Annotated in this window: 14 protein-coding genes; 10 read left to right on the top strand and 4 right to left on the bottom strand. The window is 43.3% G+C overall.

Annotated elements, in window-relative coordinates; genetic code table 11:
* The first annotated feature begins 374 nt into the window (after positions 1-374).
* Together ACT3S4_RS06750 and copM are read left to right on the top strand one after the other, a co-directional pair.
* Positions 375-1,001 (top strand): pseudouridine synthase, encoded by a 627-nt coding sequence (locus tag ACT3S4_RS06750; protein ID WP_444760772.1) that lies wholly within the window; start codon positions 375-377, stop codon positions 999-1,001.
* Between the two features lie 265 nt (positions 1,002-1,266).
* Positions 1,267-2,094: a CopM family metallochaperone gene (copM, locus tag ACT3S4_RS06745; protein WP_444760771.1), complete on the top strand. Its 828-nt coding sequence runs from the start codon at positions 1,267-1,269 to the stop codon at positions 2,092-2,094.
* Positions 2,095-2,273: 179 nt separating this feature from the next.
* Here copM and ACT3S4_RS06740 read toward each other — a convergent pair whose 3' ends face one another.
* Positions 2,274-4,277 carry a M61 family metallopeptidase gene (locus tag ACT3S4_RS06740; RefSeq protein ID WP_444760770.1) on the bottom strand — a complete coding sequence of 668 codons (2,004 nt, stop codon included), beginning with the start codon at positions 4,275-4,277 and terminating at the stop codon, positions 2,274-2,276.
* A gap of 333 nt (positions 4,278-4,610) precedes the next feature.
* Here ACT3S4_RS06740 and ACT3S4_RS06735 point away from each other — a divergent pair, with 333 nt between their 5' ends.
* Complete coding sequence (locus tag ACT3S4_RS06735; protein WP_045443514.1) at positions 4,611-5,096, top strand: FKBP-type peptidyl-prolyl cis-trans isomerase; 486 nt, start codon at positions 4,611-4,613, stop codon at positions 5,094-5,096.
* Between the two features lie 570 nt (positions 5,097-5,666).
* Here ACT3S4_RS06735 and ACT3S4_RS06730 read toward each other — a convergent pair.
* The gene (locus tag ACT3S4_RS06730) at positions 5,667-7,877 is read right to left on the bottom strand and encodes a carboxy terminal-processing peptidase (RefSeq protein WP_444760769.1); all 2,211 of its coding nucleotides are present in this window, start codon (positions 7,875-7,877) and stop codon (positions 5,667-5,669) included.
* 561 nt (positions 7,878-8,438) lie between these two features.
* On the opposite strand from ACT3S4_RS06730, the gene nagZ reads away from it, so the two are divergent.
* Positions 8,439-9,524 carry a beta-N-acetylhexosaminidase gene (gene nagZ, locus ACT3S4_RS06725; protein ID WP_444760768.1) on the top strand — a complete coding sequence of 362 codons (1,086 nt, stop codon included), beginning with the start codon at positions 8,439-8,441 and terminating at the stop codon, positions 9,522-9,524.
* Positions 9,525-9,650: 126 nt separating this feature from the next.
* Here the strand turns inward: nagZ and ACT3S4_RS06720 are convergent, their stop codons facing one another.
* Both ACT3S4_RS06720 and ACT3S4_RS06715 read right to left on the bottom strand, forming a co-directional pair.
* Positions 9,651-11,246, bottom strand: coding sequence for an OmpA family protein (locus ACT3S4_RS06720; protein ID WP_055123473.1), 1,596 nt, complete (start codon positions 11,244-11,246; stop codon positions 9,651-9,653).
* Positions 11,247-11,710: 464 nt separating this feature from the next.
* The gene (locus tag ACT3S4_RS06715) at positions 11,711-13,339 is read right to left on the bottom strand and encodes a hypothetical protein (RefSeq protein ID WP_444760767.1); all 1,629 of its coding nucleotides are present in this window, start codon (positions 13,337-13,339) and stop codon (positions 11,711-11,713) included.
* A gap of 374 nt (positions 13,340-13,713) precedes the next feature.
* Between ACT3S4_RS06715 and ACT3S4_RS06710 the strand changes: the two genes are divergently transcribed.
* From ACT3S4_RS06710 to ACT3S4_RS06685, 6 genes are all read left to right on the top strand, one after another.
* Entirely contained in the window at positions 13,714-14,322 is a 609-nt protein-coding gene (locus ACT3S4_RS06710) for a rhomboid family intramembrane serine protease (protein WP_198329603.1), read from the top strand.
* 157 nt (positions 14,323-14,479) lie between these two features.
* Positions 14,480-15,445: a metallophosphoesterase gene (locus tag ACT3S4_RS06705; protein WP_444760766.1), complete on the top strand. Its 966-nt coding sequence runs from the start codon at positions 14,480-14,482 to the stop codon at positions 15,443-15,445.
* Between the two features lie 99 nt (positions 15,446-15,544).
* Entirely contained in the window at positions 15,545-16,105 is a 561-nt protein-coding gene (gene purE / locus ACT3S4_RS06700) for a 5-(carboxyamino)imidazole ribonucleotide mutase (protein WP_201501936.1), read from the top strand.
* A 190-nt stretch (positions 16,106-16,295) separates the two neighbouring features.
* Positions 16,296-17,654, top strand: coding sequence for a 5-(carboxyamino)imidazole ribonucleotide synthase (locus ACT3S4_RS06695; protein WP_444760765.1), 1,359 nt, complete (start codon positions 16,296-16,298; stop codon positions 17,652-17,654).
* Positions 17,654-18,103: a YaiI/YqxD family protein gene (locus ACT3S4_RS06690; protein ID WP_109592368.1), complete on the top strand. Its 450-nt coding sequence runs from the start codon at positions 17,654-17,656 to the stop codon at positions 18,101-18,103. Before ACT3S4_RS06695 ends, ACT3S4_RS06690 begins: the two co-directional genes overlap by 1 nt.
* A 174-nt stretch (positions 18,104-18,277) precedes the next feature.
* Positions 18,278-18,916: an NAD(P)H-binding protein gene (locus ACT3S4_RS06685; protein WP_444760764.1), complete on the top strand. Its 639-nt coding sequence runs from the start codon at positions 18,278-18,280 to the stop codon at positions 18,914-18,916.
* The last annotated feature ends 90 nt before the right edge of the window (positions 18,917-19,006 follow it).

The following is a 19,006-nucleotide window of genomic DNA, read 5'->3' as shown; positions in this document are numbered from 1 at the left end:
TATGATTATTTATACCGCTTTAAACGCGGGTTAGCCAAACTAAAAACTCTGAGCAATAGGTAAGTTGCGATATGCTGATAAATGGTTTAAAAAATGAATAAGTGAAATAGCGATGCACTGAATAATCATTTATTGACTTAACGATACTGTAAAAATCCCTTTAGTAAAATAGCATCCACACAGACTGTTATAATAACGCGCAAAATAACAAAGATACTTTATATAAAATCAACAAATTTGCAGCTTATAGCGTTGATTTAAAAAAATAACGTTTTATTAGGGTGTGTCCTCGTTTTAAAAATCGTAAATTGAGGACACGCTCTAACCTCAAAATACGCACAAAATAATGATTAAAATTCAGGAAATCTCAAACCATGTCAACCTCTAGTCTGATTTTATTCAACAAACCTTATGGGGTGCAAAGTCAGTTTCGTGATGACAGCAACAATGATCACACCACCCTATCACAGTATTTTACCGATAAGTCTTTGCGGATTGCTGGTAGGCTTGATGCCACCTCAGAGGGCTTGCTGATTTTAACGAGTGATGGTCGAGTCAATAAAGCCATTACCCAGCCACCTTCTGCTGCTAATTTTGCAAAAAACCGTCATAAGCAAGGCAAAACTTACTTGGTGCAAGTTGAAGGCACAGCAACGCCAGCGCAGTTGAATGAGCTTGCCTCTGGCGTACATTTAAAAGATGGCAAGACACTACCGGCGACGGCTCTCATGGTAGAAGAGACAAACTTACCCATTGATTTATGGCAACGTGAGCCGCCTATTCGTGAGCGTAAGAATGTACCGACTTCATGGCTCATGCTGACGATTTATGAAGGTAAGAATCGCCAAGTCAGACGTATGACAGCGCAGGTTGGACTGCCTTGTCTGCGTTTGATACGCTGGTCAGTAGCAGGGTTTGAATTGGGTGATTTAGCCGTTGGTGAGTTTGTGCGTATTCATCTCACTAGCGAACGCTGTCAGCAATTAGGCATTCTTGATTAATTATTACTATCAATCTACTGGTATCTCATTGCTGATTACTCGTGACTGGCATCTGCTTATTAGGGCATACCCTTATTTCTATCAGCTTTTTTAAATAAGAATACGCCTTAGTCATTGGCTTTGGTAGCAATTAAAACCAATTACGACTTGCTAAACATCGCGTCTCGAACGAGCAAGGTTTATCTGCTAAGCTTCAGTACACCATTGTTTAGGTATCATAAGTCTCATCCACTTATCATTTGATTTTTTATTATAGGGATATGTTATGTTTGTTTCTCGTCGTTGGATCTTGTTGGCCACTAGCGTCTCTACGGCGCTTATACTGAGCGCCTGTCAGCCGACAAAAGACAACGATGACACAGATTCTAATGCAGCGACCCCACCTGTGACTGATATCGTCGATGCTCCAAATGACGTTGACGCTGATAACGACCTAGTAGCTGGGGAAAACAGCACGGATGAGAGCCAAATGACCGACATACTCAGAGATTATACAAGGTCGATGACTAGAATGCATGATGAGATGATGATCGGTATGGGTTATAACGATCCTGATACAGCCTTTGCTAAAGCGATGCTTGGACACCACCGCGGTGCCGTAGAAATGGCAAAAATTCAGCTGAAATATGGTACTGACGAAGAGATGCGTCAATTGGCACAAGAGATTATCGCCGCTCAGCAAGTTGAAATCGATATTTTGAATAAATGGCTTGCTAGCCACCCTGATACAGCCAAACCTAAACCCAATACTGAAGCGATGCAGCAAGCGTATGCCAGAAGCATGGATGTCTTAAATGGCGAGATGGTATTGGGTATCGCCGATCCTGTGCCTGACATGGCATTTGCACGTGGTATGCTGCCGCATCACATTGGCGCAGTAGAGATGGCAAACATTCAGCTGAAATATGGCACTGACGAAGAGATGCGTCAATTGGCACAAGATATCATCGATGGTCAGCAGACTGAGATTGAGTATATGCAACAATGGATTGCAGATGCTAGTGCTAGTGCTAGTACCGATAAAAATACTAAAGAGACACAGGGCACAAGTGAAGCGGATAATCATCAGCAATCTGAGCAATCTGCTTCTTAGGTGCTGAATTACTAAACGCTGACTTAGCTGTTAATTTTTAGCACGCCTCAAAAAAGACTGCCAGTCATTACACAAAGCCCCTGCCAAATAATATTATTTGGCAGGGGCTTTCATTTAATAAATTATTGAACAGAATAGTGAGAACAAATACATTCACATTAATACATTTAGTAATGTATTTAACTCTGATAACGATCTATCGCATTGAGCCATGCTTGCCAGCCTGTATCGACTGGAGAAGAATTATCACTGACTTCTGACGATTGATTTGCTTTTGCCAAGTGCAAGCTCACTTTATGCGGAGATGCTTTGTCAATGGCTTCATCAGCCGCTTTAGGCAACACATTGACACGCATCAACTCATCACGGCGAAACAGGTGACACTTAATGTCGCGCTCCACATTACTCAGCAACGCCAATTGTTTACTGTCAGCCTTGATACCGTCAAGCGCCACAATGACATCGTTCGCTGAAATACCCGCTCTAGCAGCGACACTAGCACGTGTCACGCGATTGACTTTGAGTCCAGCAGGTGTTTCAGTACAGCGCATACCCCAAGGCACATGCTTGTCAGCCGTCTCTTTGGTATTGCTATGCATGTTAATACCGTTTGCCGCCAGCAGCGCTTCGATTGGCAACTCTTCGACACCATTGACATAACGATATTCAAAGTCTTCCCAATCCTCTATGGGCATGAACTGCCCAATGACTGTACTCATATCAGCACTATTAATGCCAATGCGTTTATTGTCGTTTTGCTTTGCTTGAGTATAAAAAGCCTTGACCACATCAAACAGACGATAGCGACCATTGCTCTTTTGGAGCAGTGTCAAATCCAAGCATAACGCCACCAGTGCGCCTTTGTTGTAATAACTGATACCAGCGTTGCCTGTATTTTCATCGTTACGGTATAGCTTAATCCACGCATCAAAGCTCGACTCTGCAACGCTTTGATACGCGCGACCCGCGGTTTGATAGTAACGATTAATTTGCTCAGCCAGTAGCTTGAGATAGCTTGGCTTATCAATCACGCCCGATGCTTGCAACATAAAGTCATCGATATACGAAGTAAATCCCTCAAATACCCATAGCAGTGGTGTAAATGCCTCGCGGCGCAAATCGACATCCAACATAACATCTGGGCGTACCGTTTTGACCCACCACGAATGAAAATACTCATGGCTGCATAAGCCCAAAAATCGCTGATAATCGGTGCTTGGTATTTTTGGCTCATCAAGAGTTGGTAAGTCTCGGCGCGGCGTAATGAGACTGGTCGAATTGATATGCTCAAGTCCACCATAATCCTGACCACTGGCAAAGGTCATAAACGTATAATCATTAAATGGCGCATCACCCAACCAATCTAAATAGCACTGACAGATCTGAGTGACATCCTGCTGTAGCCTACCCATATTGGCGCTATGCTTACCTGAGAGATAAAAACGATGATGTAGCGTCTGATGCGTACTGTCTTGAATAATAAAGTCAAACTTATCCTGTTCTGCAATCTCAAACGGGTAATCAATAAGGTCGTGATAACTATCTGCTTGTAGTCCATAGCTATGCTGCCCATCAAGACGTAGATGCGTAGACTCTAACCCACATGCCAATAGTAGCCGACTCTCATCTTTACCTGCTAAAAATGCTGCTGGCACTACTAAGCTAGCTTGTACCGCTCGATGCTCCTGCCCCTCTACAGCCAATGCCATTGAGGTGAAATTCCCATACAAACGGTGCTGATCGACATAGGCAGTACGTACCGATAAATCATAGCAGTACACTTCATAGTGGACACTGATGGCTTGCCCTGCCTTAGCTTTTGGTAATTGCCACGTGTTTTTATCTATTTTGTGCGCGCGATAAACCTTAGGATGATTATCATCATCCATGATTTGGCTGTCTAATGCTTTACTATCTAGCACCTGACTGTCTAACACCTGATAATGCACCGCGGTAATGTTGCGCGCAAACTCACGCATCAGATAACTGCCTGGTATCCACGCTGGCAGCCAAAGTTGAGGCGCATCATTTACTGCCGTAAAATTGAGCGACACATCAACCAAGTGCTCAGAAAACCGCTCGAAATTGAGTCGATAATTGATATCAGCTTTAGCTTTATGGTGATCGCTGATTGTATTGGCATCCGATAGCTGATTGCGTGAATTATTGGCAAATGAAGTCATTGTCTTTTTATCCTTATTTATATCATTATGGTAAAAGCCATTGTCCAAAAACGCAACTGGCAAACCCCGAATATCCATTTACGGTCTTCAAACCACAAAAAACTGTGTTTATTTTCATAAAAAATGCCATTTATCAGTATAAAATAGCATTTTTTATTGTTTTTACCTTGAAAGTTATATGAGCCATCTCAATTAAAGATGCTAACTGCTAAAGTTACTTTAATAAACTGATGATAATTGACTAATGACGTGGCTATTTGGCTTGCTGATTGGATTTTTTAGGTTTATTGCAACCGTATTTAATTTTTTACATAGATATATTTAGGATAACTTATGACTATTATTGCAAAAGACACTGCCGTCAAATTCAATTACACACTAAAAGACGACGAAGGCAACATTCTTGACCAATCACCAGAAGGTCAACCACTTGCGTATTTGCATGGCCACAGCAACATCATTCCAGGCCTTGAACAACAGCTAGAAGGTAAATCTGCTGGCGAACAAGTCAATGCTGTTGTTGAACCTGCTGATGGCTACGGCGAATATCAAGAGCAAGCGGTGCAACATGTACCACGTGATAACTTCCAAGGCGTTGAAGATATCCAGCCGGGTATGCAGTTTCAGTCAGAAGCTGGCGGCCAAGTAATGCTAGTTACCGTTACTGAAGTAAATGACAAAGAAGTGACCGTTGATGCAAACCATCCATTGGCTGGTAAGCGTTTGACGTTTGATGTTGAAATCCAAGAAGTGCGTGCAGCGACTGAAGATGAACTAAACCATGGTCATGTCCATGGCGCTGGTGGCGTTGAGCACTAATCTCTTCTAGAGTATAGTGAGATGTTAAATGGTAGTCTTTATTAAGATTGCCATTTGGTCAAAAAAGGTCAGTGGCTGATAAGGTTACTGGCCTTTTTTATGCTTATTCTATGATAAGTTCAATATTAATATTAATATTAATATAAATATACTTATCTATAAGCTGAGCGCTATTTACGTCTACAGTGATATTAAACTTGAGCAATGTCTCTCTAAAAAATCTACCATAAAAACTACTAATGTCCAGACGTAACAAAGCCGCATAACGACAAGCGTTATGCGGCTTTTATCACTAACCATCCATGTTATCGTTATATGATACCTAATCCCGGAGTATCCTATAACTGACAGGCATCCAGCCTTATCATCCTTAATCAGCAAACCACCTATCCCTGATGCGACCTTTGAGATACCAATCCCTAGTATCAATGAACCGTTTCGTTCAATCGTGCCGTACAGTTATAATCGCAGATTGCCTCATGGTTAGTAAGAGGTATAAACGTCAATCCATGTAAGCATATGCTTACATGGATTTTAATCACAGCCTTTTTGGCTGACAATATTGACGGTTTATAGCTTCTCTTCAGGGCTTAACAATGCTTTGGGTTCAGCGCTTAGCATAATATAGGCCGCTTCATTGATGAAGGCTTCGTCTTCAGGTAACTCTGGGCGCTCCTTGGCTTTCATGCGGCTGCGCTCTTCAAATTTTGCATCCATTGCCGCTTGATAGGTGTTCCAATTGGCATAAGGGCGCTCACCCGTTGCAATAAGACGTTTATTTTCAGCCTCTAGTGAACGCTTTTCAATCAACTGCATCTTAGCTCGGCGGCTATTAATATCAAGTGGAATTGGTTTTTTCTCGTCTTCCATATCGCGAATGTTGTTTAGCGCTGAGAGATAAACAAACTGTGGGTTTTGCTCTTGACGAATTTTAGACTGCTGGTTAAGTGTCGCCAGCGTCGTATCAGTGAACTTACCTTCAGGCTTGTAAGGCGCCGTTTTGATGGTATCCCAAGGTAACGCTTTTTTCTGCGCACGTTCACCAAAAGTGGCATCATCGTAGATATTGACCAACTCTACATCAGGTACCACACCTTTATTCTGCGTACTACCACCAGTGATGCGATAGAATTTGCGCTGCGTTAAAGTGGCTGAACCCAATGCCAAATTATCGAGTTGAATCTGCGCTGAACCTTTACCCGTTGTCGTACTGCCAACCACTAGCCCACGACCGTAATCTTGGATAGCCGCGGCAAATATCTCACTGGCTGAGGCAGACGCTAGGTTGGTAATAACGACCACTTTGCCATCATAAAGTTGCTCACCGCCATCATCGTCACGGTAGACCTGAATGTTGCCGCGATTGTCACGGATTTGCACCATCGGTCCGCTCTTGATAAAGAAGCCAAGCATTTTTGCTACTTCATCCAATGAACCACCTGGATTATTGCGCAAGTCAACCACGAGGCCATCAATATTTTCTTTATTCAACGCTTTCAATGCTTTTTCGGTATCGATGCTGACGCTGCGATAATCCTCACCGTTACGGCGTGCCTGATAATTCAGATAAAAGCTCGGTATCTCAAGGACGCCGATGCGTTTTGGCGTTTTATCAATATTAGGGCGCTGTACTTCTACCACGCGCTGGGTAACCCCTGACTCTTCTTGTTGAATAATGTCACGAACCACCGTCACGTTACGTGCACTGGCATCAGGGGTATTTGGCTGACGCACTTTGATAGTCACTGACGTACCACGTTTGCCGCGAATCAAGCTCACAATCTCACGCGTTGACCAGCCAACCACATCTGTCATGTTTTCGCCATCTTTGGCAATACCGATAATCAAATCGTTGGGTTTAATCTGACCAGATTTGGCTGCTGGACCACCATCAACCAAGGTCACGATGCGAGTATAATCTGGGTTTTTACGATCAGGGCGAATAGAGACGCCAATGCCTTCTAATTGCAAGCTAGATTGGATTTGTAATTCGTTGGCCTGAATCGGTGCATAATAATTACTGTGCGGATCGTAAGTCAGCATCGCCGTATTTAAGATGGTTTCCATGATTTCATCGTTTGTGAGACGCTTAAACTGCTCTTGCTGTCGCGATAAACGGTTCTGTAAAATCTCGCTTGGTGTACGTTGGTCGTTGCGCACCAAATCTTGTCCACGAGTAATATCTGGATTGCTCAGGAATACTTTTTCTTTGGCTTTTTCATCTTCTTGGCCCAAGGTAATACTCATCAGCTGAAACTTAAGCTGACGCGTCCAATAATCACGCTGCTCTTTTTTGGTTTTAAAATGATTGAGTTTTTCACGGTCAAGCACGATCGTATCATCACTCGTCAAATCGATATCGGTTTTTAGCATCTTGCTCGCCATCGCAAAATACTCATTTGAGCGTTTGCGATAGCGTTCAAAGACCTCTACTCCTGCAGATAAGTCGCCACGCTTGAGGCGAGCACCGAATTCATCGGCGTATTTTTTCTTAAACTCATCCACATCAGACTGCAAAAACAACGTATGGTTTGGGTCAAGGCTATCGATATACATAGACAAAATTTCGCTGCCCGTTTTGCTATCTAGCGGCTGATTCAAATAGTGGCTACGATCCAGCAATGCGGCTACTTGGCGAGTGGTGACTTTTTGTTCAGGGGTTTGTACAAAGCCTCCAGTATTGGTGTCGGCCATTGCCGTGCCGTAGCTCTGGGTGAGAATAATACCGGCGATGCCCACTGACGCTGCACTGAGTAACCACTGTGCTGGTTGTTTTTTCATCATATATACCTAGTTATTTTACGTTAATAATATTATTTGTTTTATAAAAATCAAAAGTGACTGAATCAGTCGCCGCCTATAAATGCTTTATCTTTAAGTCACGAAATCTTTATCTACCATTATCAATCGAATATGTATTCAATGATAGTTTCTAAAATCTAAAACGATACTTTCTAAAATGCTATTTTCTGAATAATTATGGTCACTAAATGCCATTGCTGTTTGCTGTTTGCTAATATATTGTTAAAAATCACTCAATATTATCATGCACATAGATATCCAACTGTCTCAAACTGTATAAGCAATCTTACACGCTACGCCTGCACATACCAAACTTTCTATGACATTTATTGTTCATCATTATTTGGGTCATTTATTGACGATTCAATGCCCACTCGCGAATTGATTTGAGTCTATTCATCTGCCACATTATGCTCATCTGATAATAACTGTCATAATAAAGCAGTTTTGATAATAGTGGCACACTGCCAGCTATCATCATTTATTTATTTGAATCTGAACCGATCATATAACAATATATAACACCATAAGGATTACGCAATGTACGGCGTCTTAATGATTGATATCGATAGTACCGCACTGACAGCAGAAGATGTCAGCTTAATCAAACAGGCACAGGTGGGCGGGGTGATTCTATTTGCCCGAAACGTTGCAGATGCGGCACAAGTACGGGCGTTGTGTGACGACATACGTTATCACAACCCAGATATATTAATCGGCGTCGACCAAGAAGGTGGACGAGTCGCACGCCTGCGCAATGGCTTTACCCCACTACCCGCCATGGGCAAGCTTGGGGAATTATTTAATCAAGAGCCTAGCCATGCGCTAAGCTGTGCTTACGATTGTGGCTATCTAATGGCAACAGAAGTGTTGGCAGTGGGCATTGATCTCAGTTTTGCCCCAGTACTTGACAGAGATGGCATCAGCCAAGTCATCGGGGATCGTAGTTTTCATCAAGAGCCGCAAGCGATCATTGCGCTGGCGACTCAGTTTATGCGCGGTATGAAAGCCGCTGGCATGGCAACCACGGGTAAGCACTTCCCCGGTCATGGTGCGATTGCCCCTGACTCCCATGTGGCTGAGGCCATCGATACGCGTAGCCTAGATGAGATTATGCATAGCGATATGCAGCCTTTTGCCCAAACCCTACCGTGGCTTGATGCCTTAATGCCTGCCCATGTTATTTTTTCGCAAGTCGATGACAAGGCAGCAGGTTTTTCTAAAATTTGGCTCAAGGACATCATACGGGATCAGCTAAAGTTTGATGGGGTCTTATTCTCTGATGATCTATGTATGGCAGGTGCTCAAGCCGCAGGCGATGTCAGCGCACGTGTGAAAGCCGCGATTGAAGCGGGTTGTGATATTGCGCTGGTTTGTAACGATCGCGTCGCCGCCCATGAAGCCGCAGAGACCGCACAAGAGCTGCCTTATCCCAATCAAAACCGTATTAAAACGATGTGCGGACAGATACCAACATGGCAAGGTGATCTGGAATCAACTTGCCAACAATTCAACTATTGGCAACAGGCAAAGCAAAACGTGACTCAAACCTTTTTTAATCCTCAATCTGAGGCACAAGCGATTCGCAACGCTACTGAATTAAAAGATCCGACCGCTTATAAATAATCGCTTATCATTAGATACTTATCATTAGCCACTTATAAAAAATAGCCTTAACAAAATGAAAAACCGCACCTTTTATAAGATGCGGTTTTTTTTGAATGAATAACCTCTCAATCAAGCTGTTGTACATTAATTGGCAGGATCTACTGCCGTACCTTGAGTGGCATCATCACCATCAGGCAATAAATCATCGTTATTGCTATCCAAAGGGTTTAAGTCTGGGTCAAGCGCGTTATTACTAATAATCATACCATCGTTTGCACTGGCCATCTCGTCATTGACTATAAATTCAATACGGCGATTACGGAAGCGACCTTGCTCCGTTGAGTTATCAGCGATAGGTTCTGATTCACCCATGCCTTTCGTCATCAGTTTACTGGCATCAACACCTTGAGATACTAAATACTCTTTCACTGCCTCAGCGCGATTACGAGACAATTCTACATTGTAAGAATCCGATGCCTGACTGTCAGTATGACCGATAATCGTCAGCTTCATATTCGGTACTTCGTTGATAATCTTAGCAGCGCGGTCAAGCAGCTCTTTATTGACATCAGGAATGACCGCTTCATCCACTTCAAAGTTGATAACCTGAATACTCAATGCACGAGCCACATCACGTGGATCTGGGTTTTTACCAAGATTGGTCATAGCAACATCCGCAGCTGCCAAACTATTATCAATCTCACCCTGCAAATCTAATGGCCCTTCGGCTTGTATGGTCATCGCAGGAACAGCCGCTTGTAAGTCAGCCACTAGCTTATCTAATGCCGCTGCATCAGGCGCATTGACAGTGATCACATCGCCTTTGATGATCATGCTCGCATTTGGTACATTTTTGACGATAGGTAAGATAGTAGCTAGCTGAGCCGCCGCTGGCATATCTACTGCAAAATTATCATCGACATCAGCACGGCATTTATTGGCTTCTTCACCAAATGCACTGGTTAACGCATTCATTACATTGGTCTGCAAGGTCTCGTCGCCCACATTCATACGGCAAGCATACAGTTCACTATTTTCACCAGTCGCAATGCGCAATGATGCAGGCTCGATATCACCTGCCACTGCCAACTGACCCTCTCCCTGCGCTGCTTGTTGGGCAGTAGCCACCGGTGTAGCGACAGGCTCAGGATTCTCTTGGCAACCACGAAGTAAAGCCCAAGCCAATGCGCCTAAAATAATCAAACCAATAATGGGGAGCAATGCTTTCATAAAGCTGCCTTGCTGCTCTTCTTCGCGTTGCAATGGAGCGGTGCTCACCGTATCAGAGATACGCGCGCCAGCAGCAGGCGTCGCTGCCAACATACCGACTGGCAGAACGGCGCTTGCCCAGGCAGGAATATAACGCTGGTAACTGTCGAGATTATCATTTAAGAACTGCGGCACTGGTGTGGTACCTGCCAAGCTTTTGATTTCGTGAAAAGCCAGTGGCGCTGCCATCGCTATCAGTCCGCGCGAAGACGTCGCATCAACATTATGCTTGCCTGCCAGCTCACGAGCGATTTGATCACGTTGCGAATCATCGCTCCATACACGGTCATAAAACCCTTGGTCGTCACGAGTGATATTTTCATTTGCAAAACGATTATAAGTATCGTTATCCGCTAAGCGAGCCGCAAAAATAGCGTAGAACTGTTCAAGCAGCCCCTTTTTAGCGGGACTATGATCATCTTCCAGCACGGCTGGGCTAACGGTACGCGTCAAATGACTGATAATATCCATAATAAAATTCTCCTATTAGTGCCTATATTAGTATCGATTTATATAATTAAAATATTCAAAAAACGCCAGATAAAACAATGATTTGAAATAAGAACCATGACAGCTAAAACCATCTTGACCCTGTTCAATTTTCATCATTATAAAAGTATTAAGTCAGTGTTAACAATCAACAGGTTGTTGTACAAATGATACGTTAGGTAATATTTCAAGTGTCACACGTAACCAAAAACATGGCAAATAACCAATCATTAACCCAGTGAGAAGCCATAAAAGAATCAGTAAAACTTATGTATAAATCGAGAAAATATATCCTTTTTTCAGATACTTTATGGTTTTTTAGATACTTCCAACTGGGTATCAACAGAAAAAATGGCGGTATAAGCAACTTATACCGCCATCCTTACTTGATAACTTATTTCAATGGATAAATGATTAAACAATCTTTAAACACCTCTATTATCCAATCATTTATTCCTTACTTGTGCAGGTTCAGCGATGATGAGTGTGCTTGCCATATCATCTACCTCCGATTCTGAAATAGAACCTGACGGTCTGTTATTCATCGGTGTATTGTTAGGGATATTGTTAGGAATGTTACTGGGAGTATTGTTGGTATTGTTACTATAATTGTTGGGTACAGGATTAGGTACGATACGATCGCCTGTATCATCATCTGCTGCTTGGAACTCTCCAGACCCACCGTTGTTATAGTCATTAGCATACTGATTGTTGGCAGCTCCCTCATTCTCAAACTGATTATTCGTATTATTCATTGCATTGGCATCGTTATTTTCAGGCAATGGTAATGGTGCAGTACTATCGATGACCATGGCAGGTATCAAAGTACGCATATCCGTAACCAGTCGTTGCAAGAGCATACTGTCTGGCGCTTCTAACATAAGGCGATCATTCTGCAAATGTAGGCGTGCAAATGGCGTAGACCTAATCATCGTCAAGACATTGGGCAGTACTTCCTCAGGTAAATTGGCAATACTACTGGCAACTCCAGCCTGTACTGTTAATTCGCAAATACTCGCTTGCTCACCAAAGCTGGTATTGAGCGCTTGTTGCAAGGTGCTTTGTAGCGCTGCATCGCCAATGGTAGCGCTACAGGCATACAGACTACCGCTGTTATCTACGCCAACGATGAGCTCAATGGGAGTCATTACCTGCGCTACTGGTGCAGGCGTTGGTGCTACCACAACAGGCACTGTCGCAGCGGCTTCTACAGGCGGCGCGTTGTTCGGTCTAATTAATATTGCCCAAGCAGCAAGCCCTATCGCGGCAATGGCTACTATTAATAAACCCACCCGTACCAGTAAATCATTACGTTGATTGCGAGTACGCACTTTTTCTTGCTTCATACTGCTATTTTCTGCCAAATGATGCGTGGAGGGATTGGCATGAATGGCGCCAGTATGAGCGATAAAATGACCATCGGTATCACCTATCCTCATACTTTCTACATCAGTATTTCCAATATCTTTTTTATCTGCTGTATCAGCATTTTGTCTATAAGCGGCTGTCGCTGCGGCGATCGTACTGGTATCTATATGAGAATTTTTCCGTCCATCCAAGGAGGTGTCACGCACTGGTACGCTATCAATATCTGCGGCGATGTGTGGGTGTGCTTCTGATGCGCTATTGACGTTTTGAGGAGCAGTAATAATAGGTGCTGACCACATCGGTAAATACTGACGCAGTGCCGCCTGCTCTCCCTGCAAAAACGCTGGCAAAAACTGTCCGTTTGCCAATACTGTCAGCTCACGATAAGCCAGTGGCGCAGCATTGATGAGCAGCTGTAACGTAGCAGACTCATCAATATGATGGGTAGCAGACAGCTCTCGGATCATAAGCTGTTGTATGCTTTTGTCTTGCCACAATTGTTCGAACAGTGAACTTTCTGTGGCCCTATCAACCATCATTTGCTCGGCGCGGATAAATTGTGAATACACTTGCGGCAAGGCGAGACGTGATGCCAAGATGGCATAAAACTGCTCCAATAAGCTGATGTAAGCCACACTATCATGACTATTGCGCTCACCTATGACAGCTGGCGTTACGGTCTTTTCTAATTGGTCGATAATACTCATAAATTACTGCCTCTTTCGGCCTTTATTTTAAATTTACCAACGCATGAAACGTTTATTTTACTTGTCGTTAGCATCTGTATGCTTGGATACCGCTCTCATTTAACCCACCATTACCGTCAAGATACGAAGCATTACTCAATTTGCCTGACAGCCTGCTATATTATTCACTATAAAAGCATATAAATGCACTATTTTGTCACATAATAAGTTTTTGCATTGTCATAACTACTGTTAGTATTACTTTATTATAAATAGCTCATGCTTAATAATTGCTTGTCAGTCCTATTTAGTTTGCACTCAGCCATAATGCGTAGGCTTTGAACATTGTTATTCATCACCTTGTCACATATCAGGCGCAGCCTAAGGATTTTCCTTTGTTCAATCATACGACCCTTATTATTATTATCACGGTTATTGTCAGCTTAGTGGCATGGCAAAACAAAACAGTATTTAATCGGCTTATTTTTTATCCGCCAGCGGTAAATAATGGGCAGTGGGACCGTTTTGTCACGCATGGCTTTATTCATGCCGATAGCATGCACCTGCTCTTTAATATGTTTACTTTATACTTTTTTGGTCGTGCTATTGAAGGACTGTATCAGCCGTTCTTATTTGGTTATGGTTTTGTGGTCTTTTACGTCTTGGCCATTATCATTGCGATGATTCCAAGCTACCTCAAGAATAAAAATAATGCGAGCTATTTAAGCCTTGGCGCGTCAGGCGGTGTATCAGCCGTATTGTTTGCTTTTATTTTGCTGGCACCGTGGGAAAAAATCTACCTATTCGCGATTATTCCTATACCTGCGATATTATTCGCCGTCGCTTATATCGCTTATAGTATCTATGCAGACAAACGGGGCGGCTCTAATATCAATCATATGGCGCATATGTGGGGCGGCGCGTTTGGGGTTATTGCCACGATTATTTTAGAACCGCAAGTCCTACCGCATTTTATCAATGCGCTATTATCACCTGGGCTTTAAATTTAGTAATGAAGTTTATTAATGAAGCTCAATGATAAAAATTGAAATGAGCACTTGGGTTATGATGACAGTTTAAGTAATTAAGCGATGATTAACGTCGCGTTATGTTTTGCACAAACTTATACTCAACAAACTATTTAAGAATTTGATAATTATTATGATGATAGATGTTATCGGTGATATTCATGGCTACGCAGACAAGTTAATTGGCTTATTAGAGCAGCTAGGTTACGTTCATAATGGCACGTACTTTGTACCGCCAGCAGGGCATCGGGCGTTATTTATCGGCGACTTGATTGACCGAGGACCACAGCAATTGGCTACCTTAGAGATTGTTTTTGCCATGTTAGATGCTAACGTGGCAGATGCGATAATGGGTAATCATGAATATAATGCCCTCGCCTTTGCCACACTTGACCCTGATAACTCCAGCCAATATCTGCGCTCGCACAATGACATACATATACGCCAACATGCGGCATTTTTAGCCGAAATAGCTTTTGGCTCAGAGCGTCATCAATATTGGCTTAATCGGTTATATGAGCTGCCTTTATGGATTGAAACAGACGACGCTTGTTTTGTTCATGCCTGCTGGGATGTCGATAGTATGGCGGTATTGCAGCCGCTATTGACTGACGATAACTGTTTAACGCCGCACGGGCTAGTCGCCACTGCCAAAGAAAACACGGCGCCATTTGACGCGCTAGAGCGGGTGTTAAAAGGTGTAGAAACAGCATTACCCGACGGCATAGTCATGGTCGATAAAGAAGGCACTGAGCGCAAGCGCGTTCGAGTATGCTGGTGGCTTGACGGGCTGAATAAACGCCTTCTTTATGAGGTGGCGCGTGCGCCTGCATCAGCATTGGCGCAGATTCCAAAAGAGGTGTTGGCTGAAAGTATTGATTTCGCCCTGAAAACGGATAAAGCGGTATTTGTCGGTCATTATTGGCTAACTGGCACGCCTGAGCCACTGAGTTCACAAGTTGCCTGTACTGATTATTCAGCGGCGGTAGACAGCGGATATCTGACTTGTTATCAGCTCGATACTGAGCAACCACTGCCACTAAGAGCCAGTAACTTTGTCCAATATCACCATGATAAAACGGCAAACCCCAATCCATAAAATTGGTACTATTGCCCCCGCTTTCTTATTAAAAATCAAACTTGGCTTTACGAGAGCAACAAAACTTTTGTATGATGGTCTTTTTGAGGATATCAAAGCATGAGCACCACAACAGCTACTGTTAACACGATGGATCAAAACAGCCCTATCGCCTCCCCTGCTGGTCAGCCGAAAGTTGGCATTATTATGGGATCACAATCTGATTGGGCAACCATGAGTGCGGCAGCGCAATTGCTCGCAGACTTTGATATCGCCTTTGATTGTGAAGTAGTGTCAGCACACCGCACCCCTGATAGATTGTTTGACTATGCAAAAAGTGCAAAAGATAACGGTCTACAAGTTATCATCGCTGGCGCTGGTGGTGCTGCTCATCTGCCTGGCATGTGTGCCAGTCAAACGCCGTTACCTGTGTTTGGTGTTCCTGTAAAGTCTTCCATGCTTAGCGGTTGGGATAGCTTGTTGTCCATCGTACAAATGCCTAAAGGCGTTGCCGTTGGCACATTGGCGATTGGCTCAGCAGGTGCTTACAATGCTGCTCTGCTTGCGATTCAAGTGTTAGCATTGAATGATGAGACCATTGCGGCTAAACTGGACAATCTGCGCCAAATGCAAACTGATACCATCCTTGCTAGCCCAACGCCTGGCATTCTCCATAGCTAATTACCTGTCTTTGATAGCGGTTCTTAAATCCCTTTATTGAGATATAGCGGCTATTTACTTGATATTTATTTTTAGATGGGTTTTACTTAATACAAGGTGCATGTAATGCACCTTTTCCTATTTTAATAGATGACTTTTTGCCTTTTATTACACCCAAAATATTATTCATTTTTAACTCAAAGAGCCTGCCATGACTACAGCGAACGCTTACCCTGTTACCCAAACCATTCGTACCATCGGTATTTTAGGCGGTGGTCAGCTTGGTATGATGCTTGCCGAAGCAGCGATGCCACTTGGCTACCAATGTGTGTTTTTAGAAGACAGCGCTGACTGCCCTGCTAGCCTATACGGCCACGTCTTTCATAGCGATAAATTGGAAGACTTCATCGCCGCAGCAGACGTTTTCACTTTAGAGTTTGAAAACACACCGACGGCGACAGTTGAACAGCTGACTGATCTATCAAAATCAGGTAGCAAACAAGGCATGTTTCCGCCATTGATTGCGCTTGATATCGCTCAAGACCGCTTGAAAGAAAAGCAAATGTTCAATTCGCTTGATATTGCCACTGTACCCTTTATGGCTGTCAACTCTGAAGCGGATTTGCAGCAAGCCTGTCATGAATTAGGACTGCCTATTGTCCTAAAAACCAGCCGTGGTGGTTATGATGGCAAAGGTCAGTTTGTGATTAGACAAGACAGTGATATCAAGGCGGCATGGCAAGATCTTAAAGATGCAGTTACGGGTAAGGGCTCGCTAACGCCAACGCCCGCCCCTTTGATTGCAGAAGGTTTTATTAACTTTAGCCGCGAGCTTTCTATTATCGCCGCACGCGCACAAAATGGTCAGGTTCGTTGCTACGATTTGGTCGAAAACCATCATCATAATGGTATTTTAGCCAAGACCCAAGCGCCTGCCGTTGGCACCAGTCATTTATTCAAACAAGCAACCGATGCCATCACCAAGATAATGAACCATTTAGACTATGTTGGTGTTATGGCACTTGAGCTCTTTGTGACCAAAGATGCGCGTGGTCATGACACGCTACTCGCTAATGAAATTGCGCCGCGTGTGCACAATTCAGGACATTGGAGCATTGAAGGCGCTGTCACTAGCCAATTTGAAAACCACATTCGCGCCATCGTCAATCTGCCATTAGGTGATACCGACAACGTGCATCCAGCGATTATGCTCAATGTCTTGGGACAATATCCAGATATCAGCGACGTACTAAATATCGATGGCGTACACTATCATAGCTACCACAAAGCAGAACGCGATGACCGCAAAATTGCGCATATTACCTTGATGCCCAATGATGTTGCCGACTTAGAGCCTGCTTTGGCCAAGCTCGTCGCTACGCTACCCAATAAAATGGGACTTGAGAAAAAACCATCTGCGATTGATAGCCAGCCAAAAGCGGCAGATAGTCTAACCACTACTGACAATAACAATGACAATATTTTAGAGAGTACAGAAATCCATATTGATGACAGCCAAACAACTCAGGCTATCGACGCTAAGGAAAAAACAGAAAAGGTTAAGAAATAATGCAGATTTGGGTAGATGCCGATTCGGTGCCATTGATTGCCAAAGATTTGATTATCAAAACCGCTGAACGCACACAAACCATGGCAATATTCGTCGCCAATCAGCCGATCAAACTGCGTAAGTCACCACTGCTTGTCATGACCGTGGTGCCATCAGGGTTTGATAAAGCCGATGATTATATCGTTGAGCAAATACAGCCAGGCGATCTAGCTATTACTAGCGACATTCCTTTGGCTAATGACATTTTGGACAAAGGTGGTATGGTATTGACGACACGCGGCATGGTCTACGACAAAAATAATATCAAGCAAAAGCTCAATATGCGTGATTTTATGGATACCATGCGCGGTACTGGCGTGCTCGAGCTACAAGAAATGAGTGGTCAAAAACCTTATGGCGATCGTGACAAAAAAGCTTTTGCTGATGGATTAAACAAGTTGGTACGCTAGTTTTCACACGCTTTGTCTTTGGTTTTTTGATCTTATTCACTTTGCAAACTGTATACACGCCATAACCAAACACTATGCAATCGGCACGCTTCATAACGAAGTGTGCCGTTTTTTCTTGATACGCTATATCCAGTTTTTACAACAACGATAACGTACATAAGAATAGGAATGACAATGAAAATTTTAGTAATTGGGGCAAGTGGTCGAGTGGGTACGGATTTGGTTAAGCAGCTATTAGCGGATGACCATCAAGTTATTGGCACGACACGCCAAAAAGAAAAATTGTTTACCGATGACAATTATAGCCAACTCGATTTAGATATCACTGCCGAAAAAGAGGCTATACAAAAGCAAATTGATCAAGACATTGACGCTGTCTATTTCGTTGCAGGGTCTGGCGGTAAAGACGTCTTAGAAGTGGATTTACATGGGGCGGTCAAAACCATGCAAGCCGCAGAGGACAAAGGCATTAAGCGCTATATTATGCTTAGCACCGTCTTTTCGTTAGACACCAGTAAATGGGACAATGCTGTTATTGCTGACCTAAAAGAATATTATATCTGCAAGCATTATGCGGATCAGTGGTTGATTAATAATAGTAGCCTTGACTACACTATCGTTCAAGCAGGGGCGCTAAAAGAGCGCGAAGCAACTGGTAAAGTCACTATTAACGATGATAATGCTGGAGAAAATTCAATTGCCGATGTGGCGACTACTCTGGCAGCCGTCCTAAATGCCAATAATACCGTCAAGAAAGTGTTTAGTATGCATAACGGTGAGACTGCGATTGATGAAGCGATTGCAAAATTATAAGAATCAACTTTACAGCGATTAAAACGAAAAAAGCGAGTAAGCCTAATGGGTTACTCGCTTTTTTCTAATAGGCTTGTCAAATAAGTGGCA

The sequence above is a fragment of the Psychrobacter sp. AOP30-A2-5 genome (assembly GCF_052378115.1).
Taxonomy (GTDB): Bacteria; Pseudomonadota; Gammaproteobacteria; order Pseudomonadales; family Moraxellaceae; genus Psychrobacter.
The sequence above is the reverse complement of the archived record's forward strand: the minus strand, read 5'-3'. Positions and strand labels throughout refer to the sequence as shown.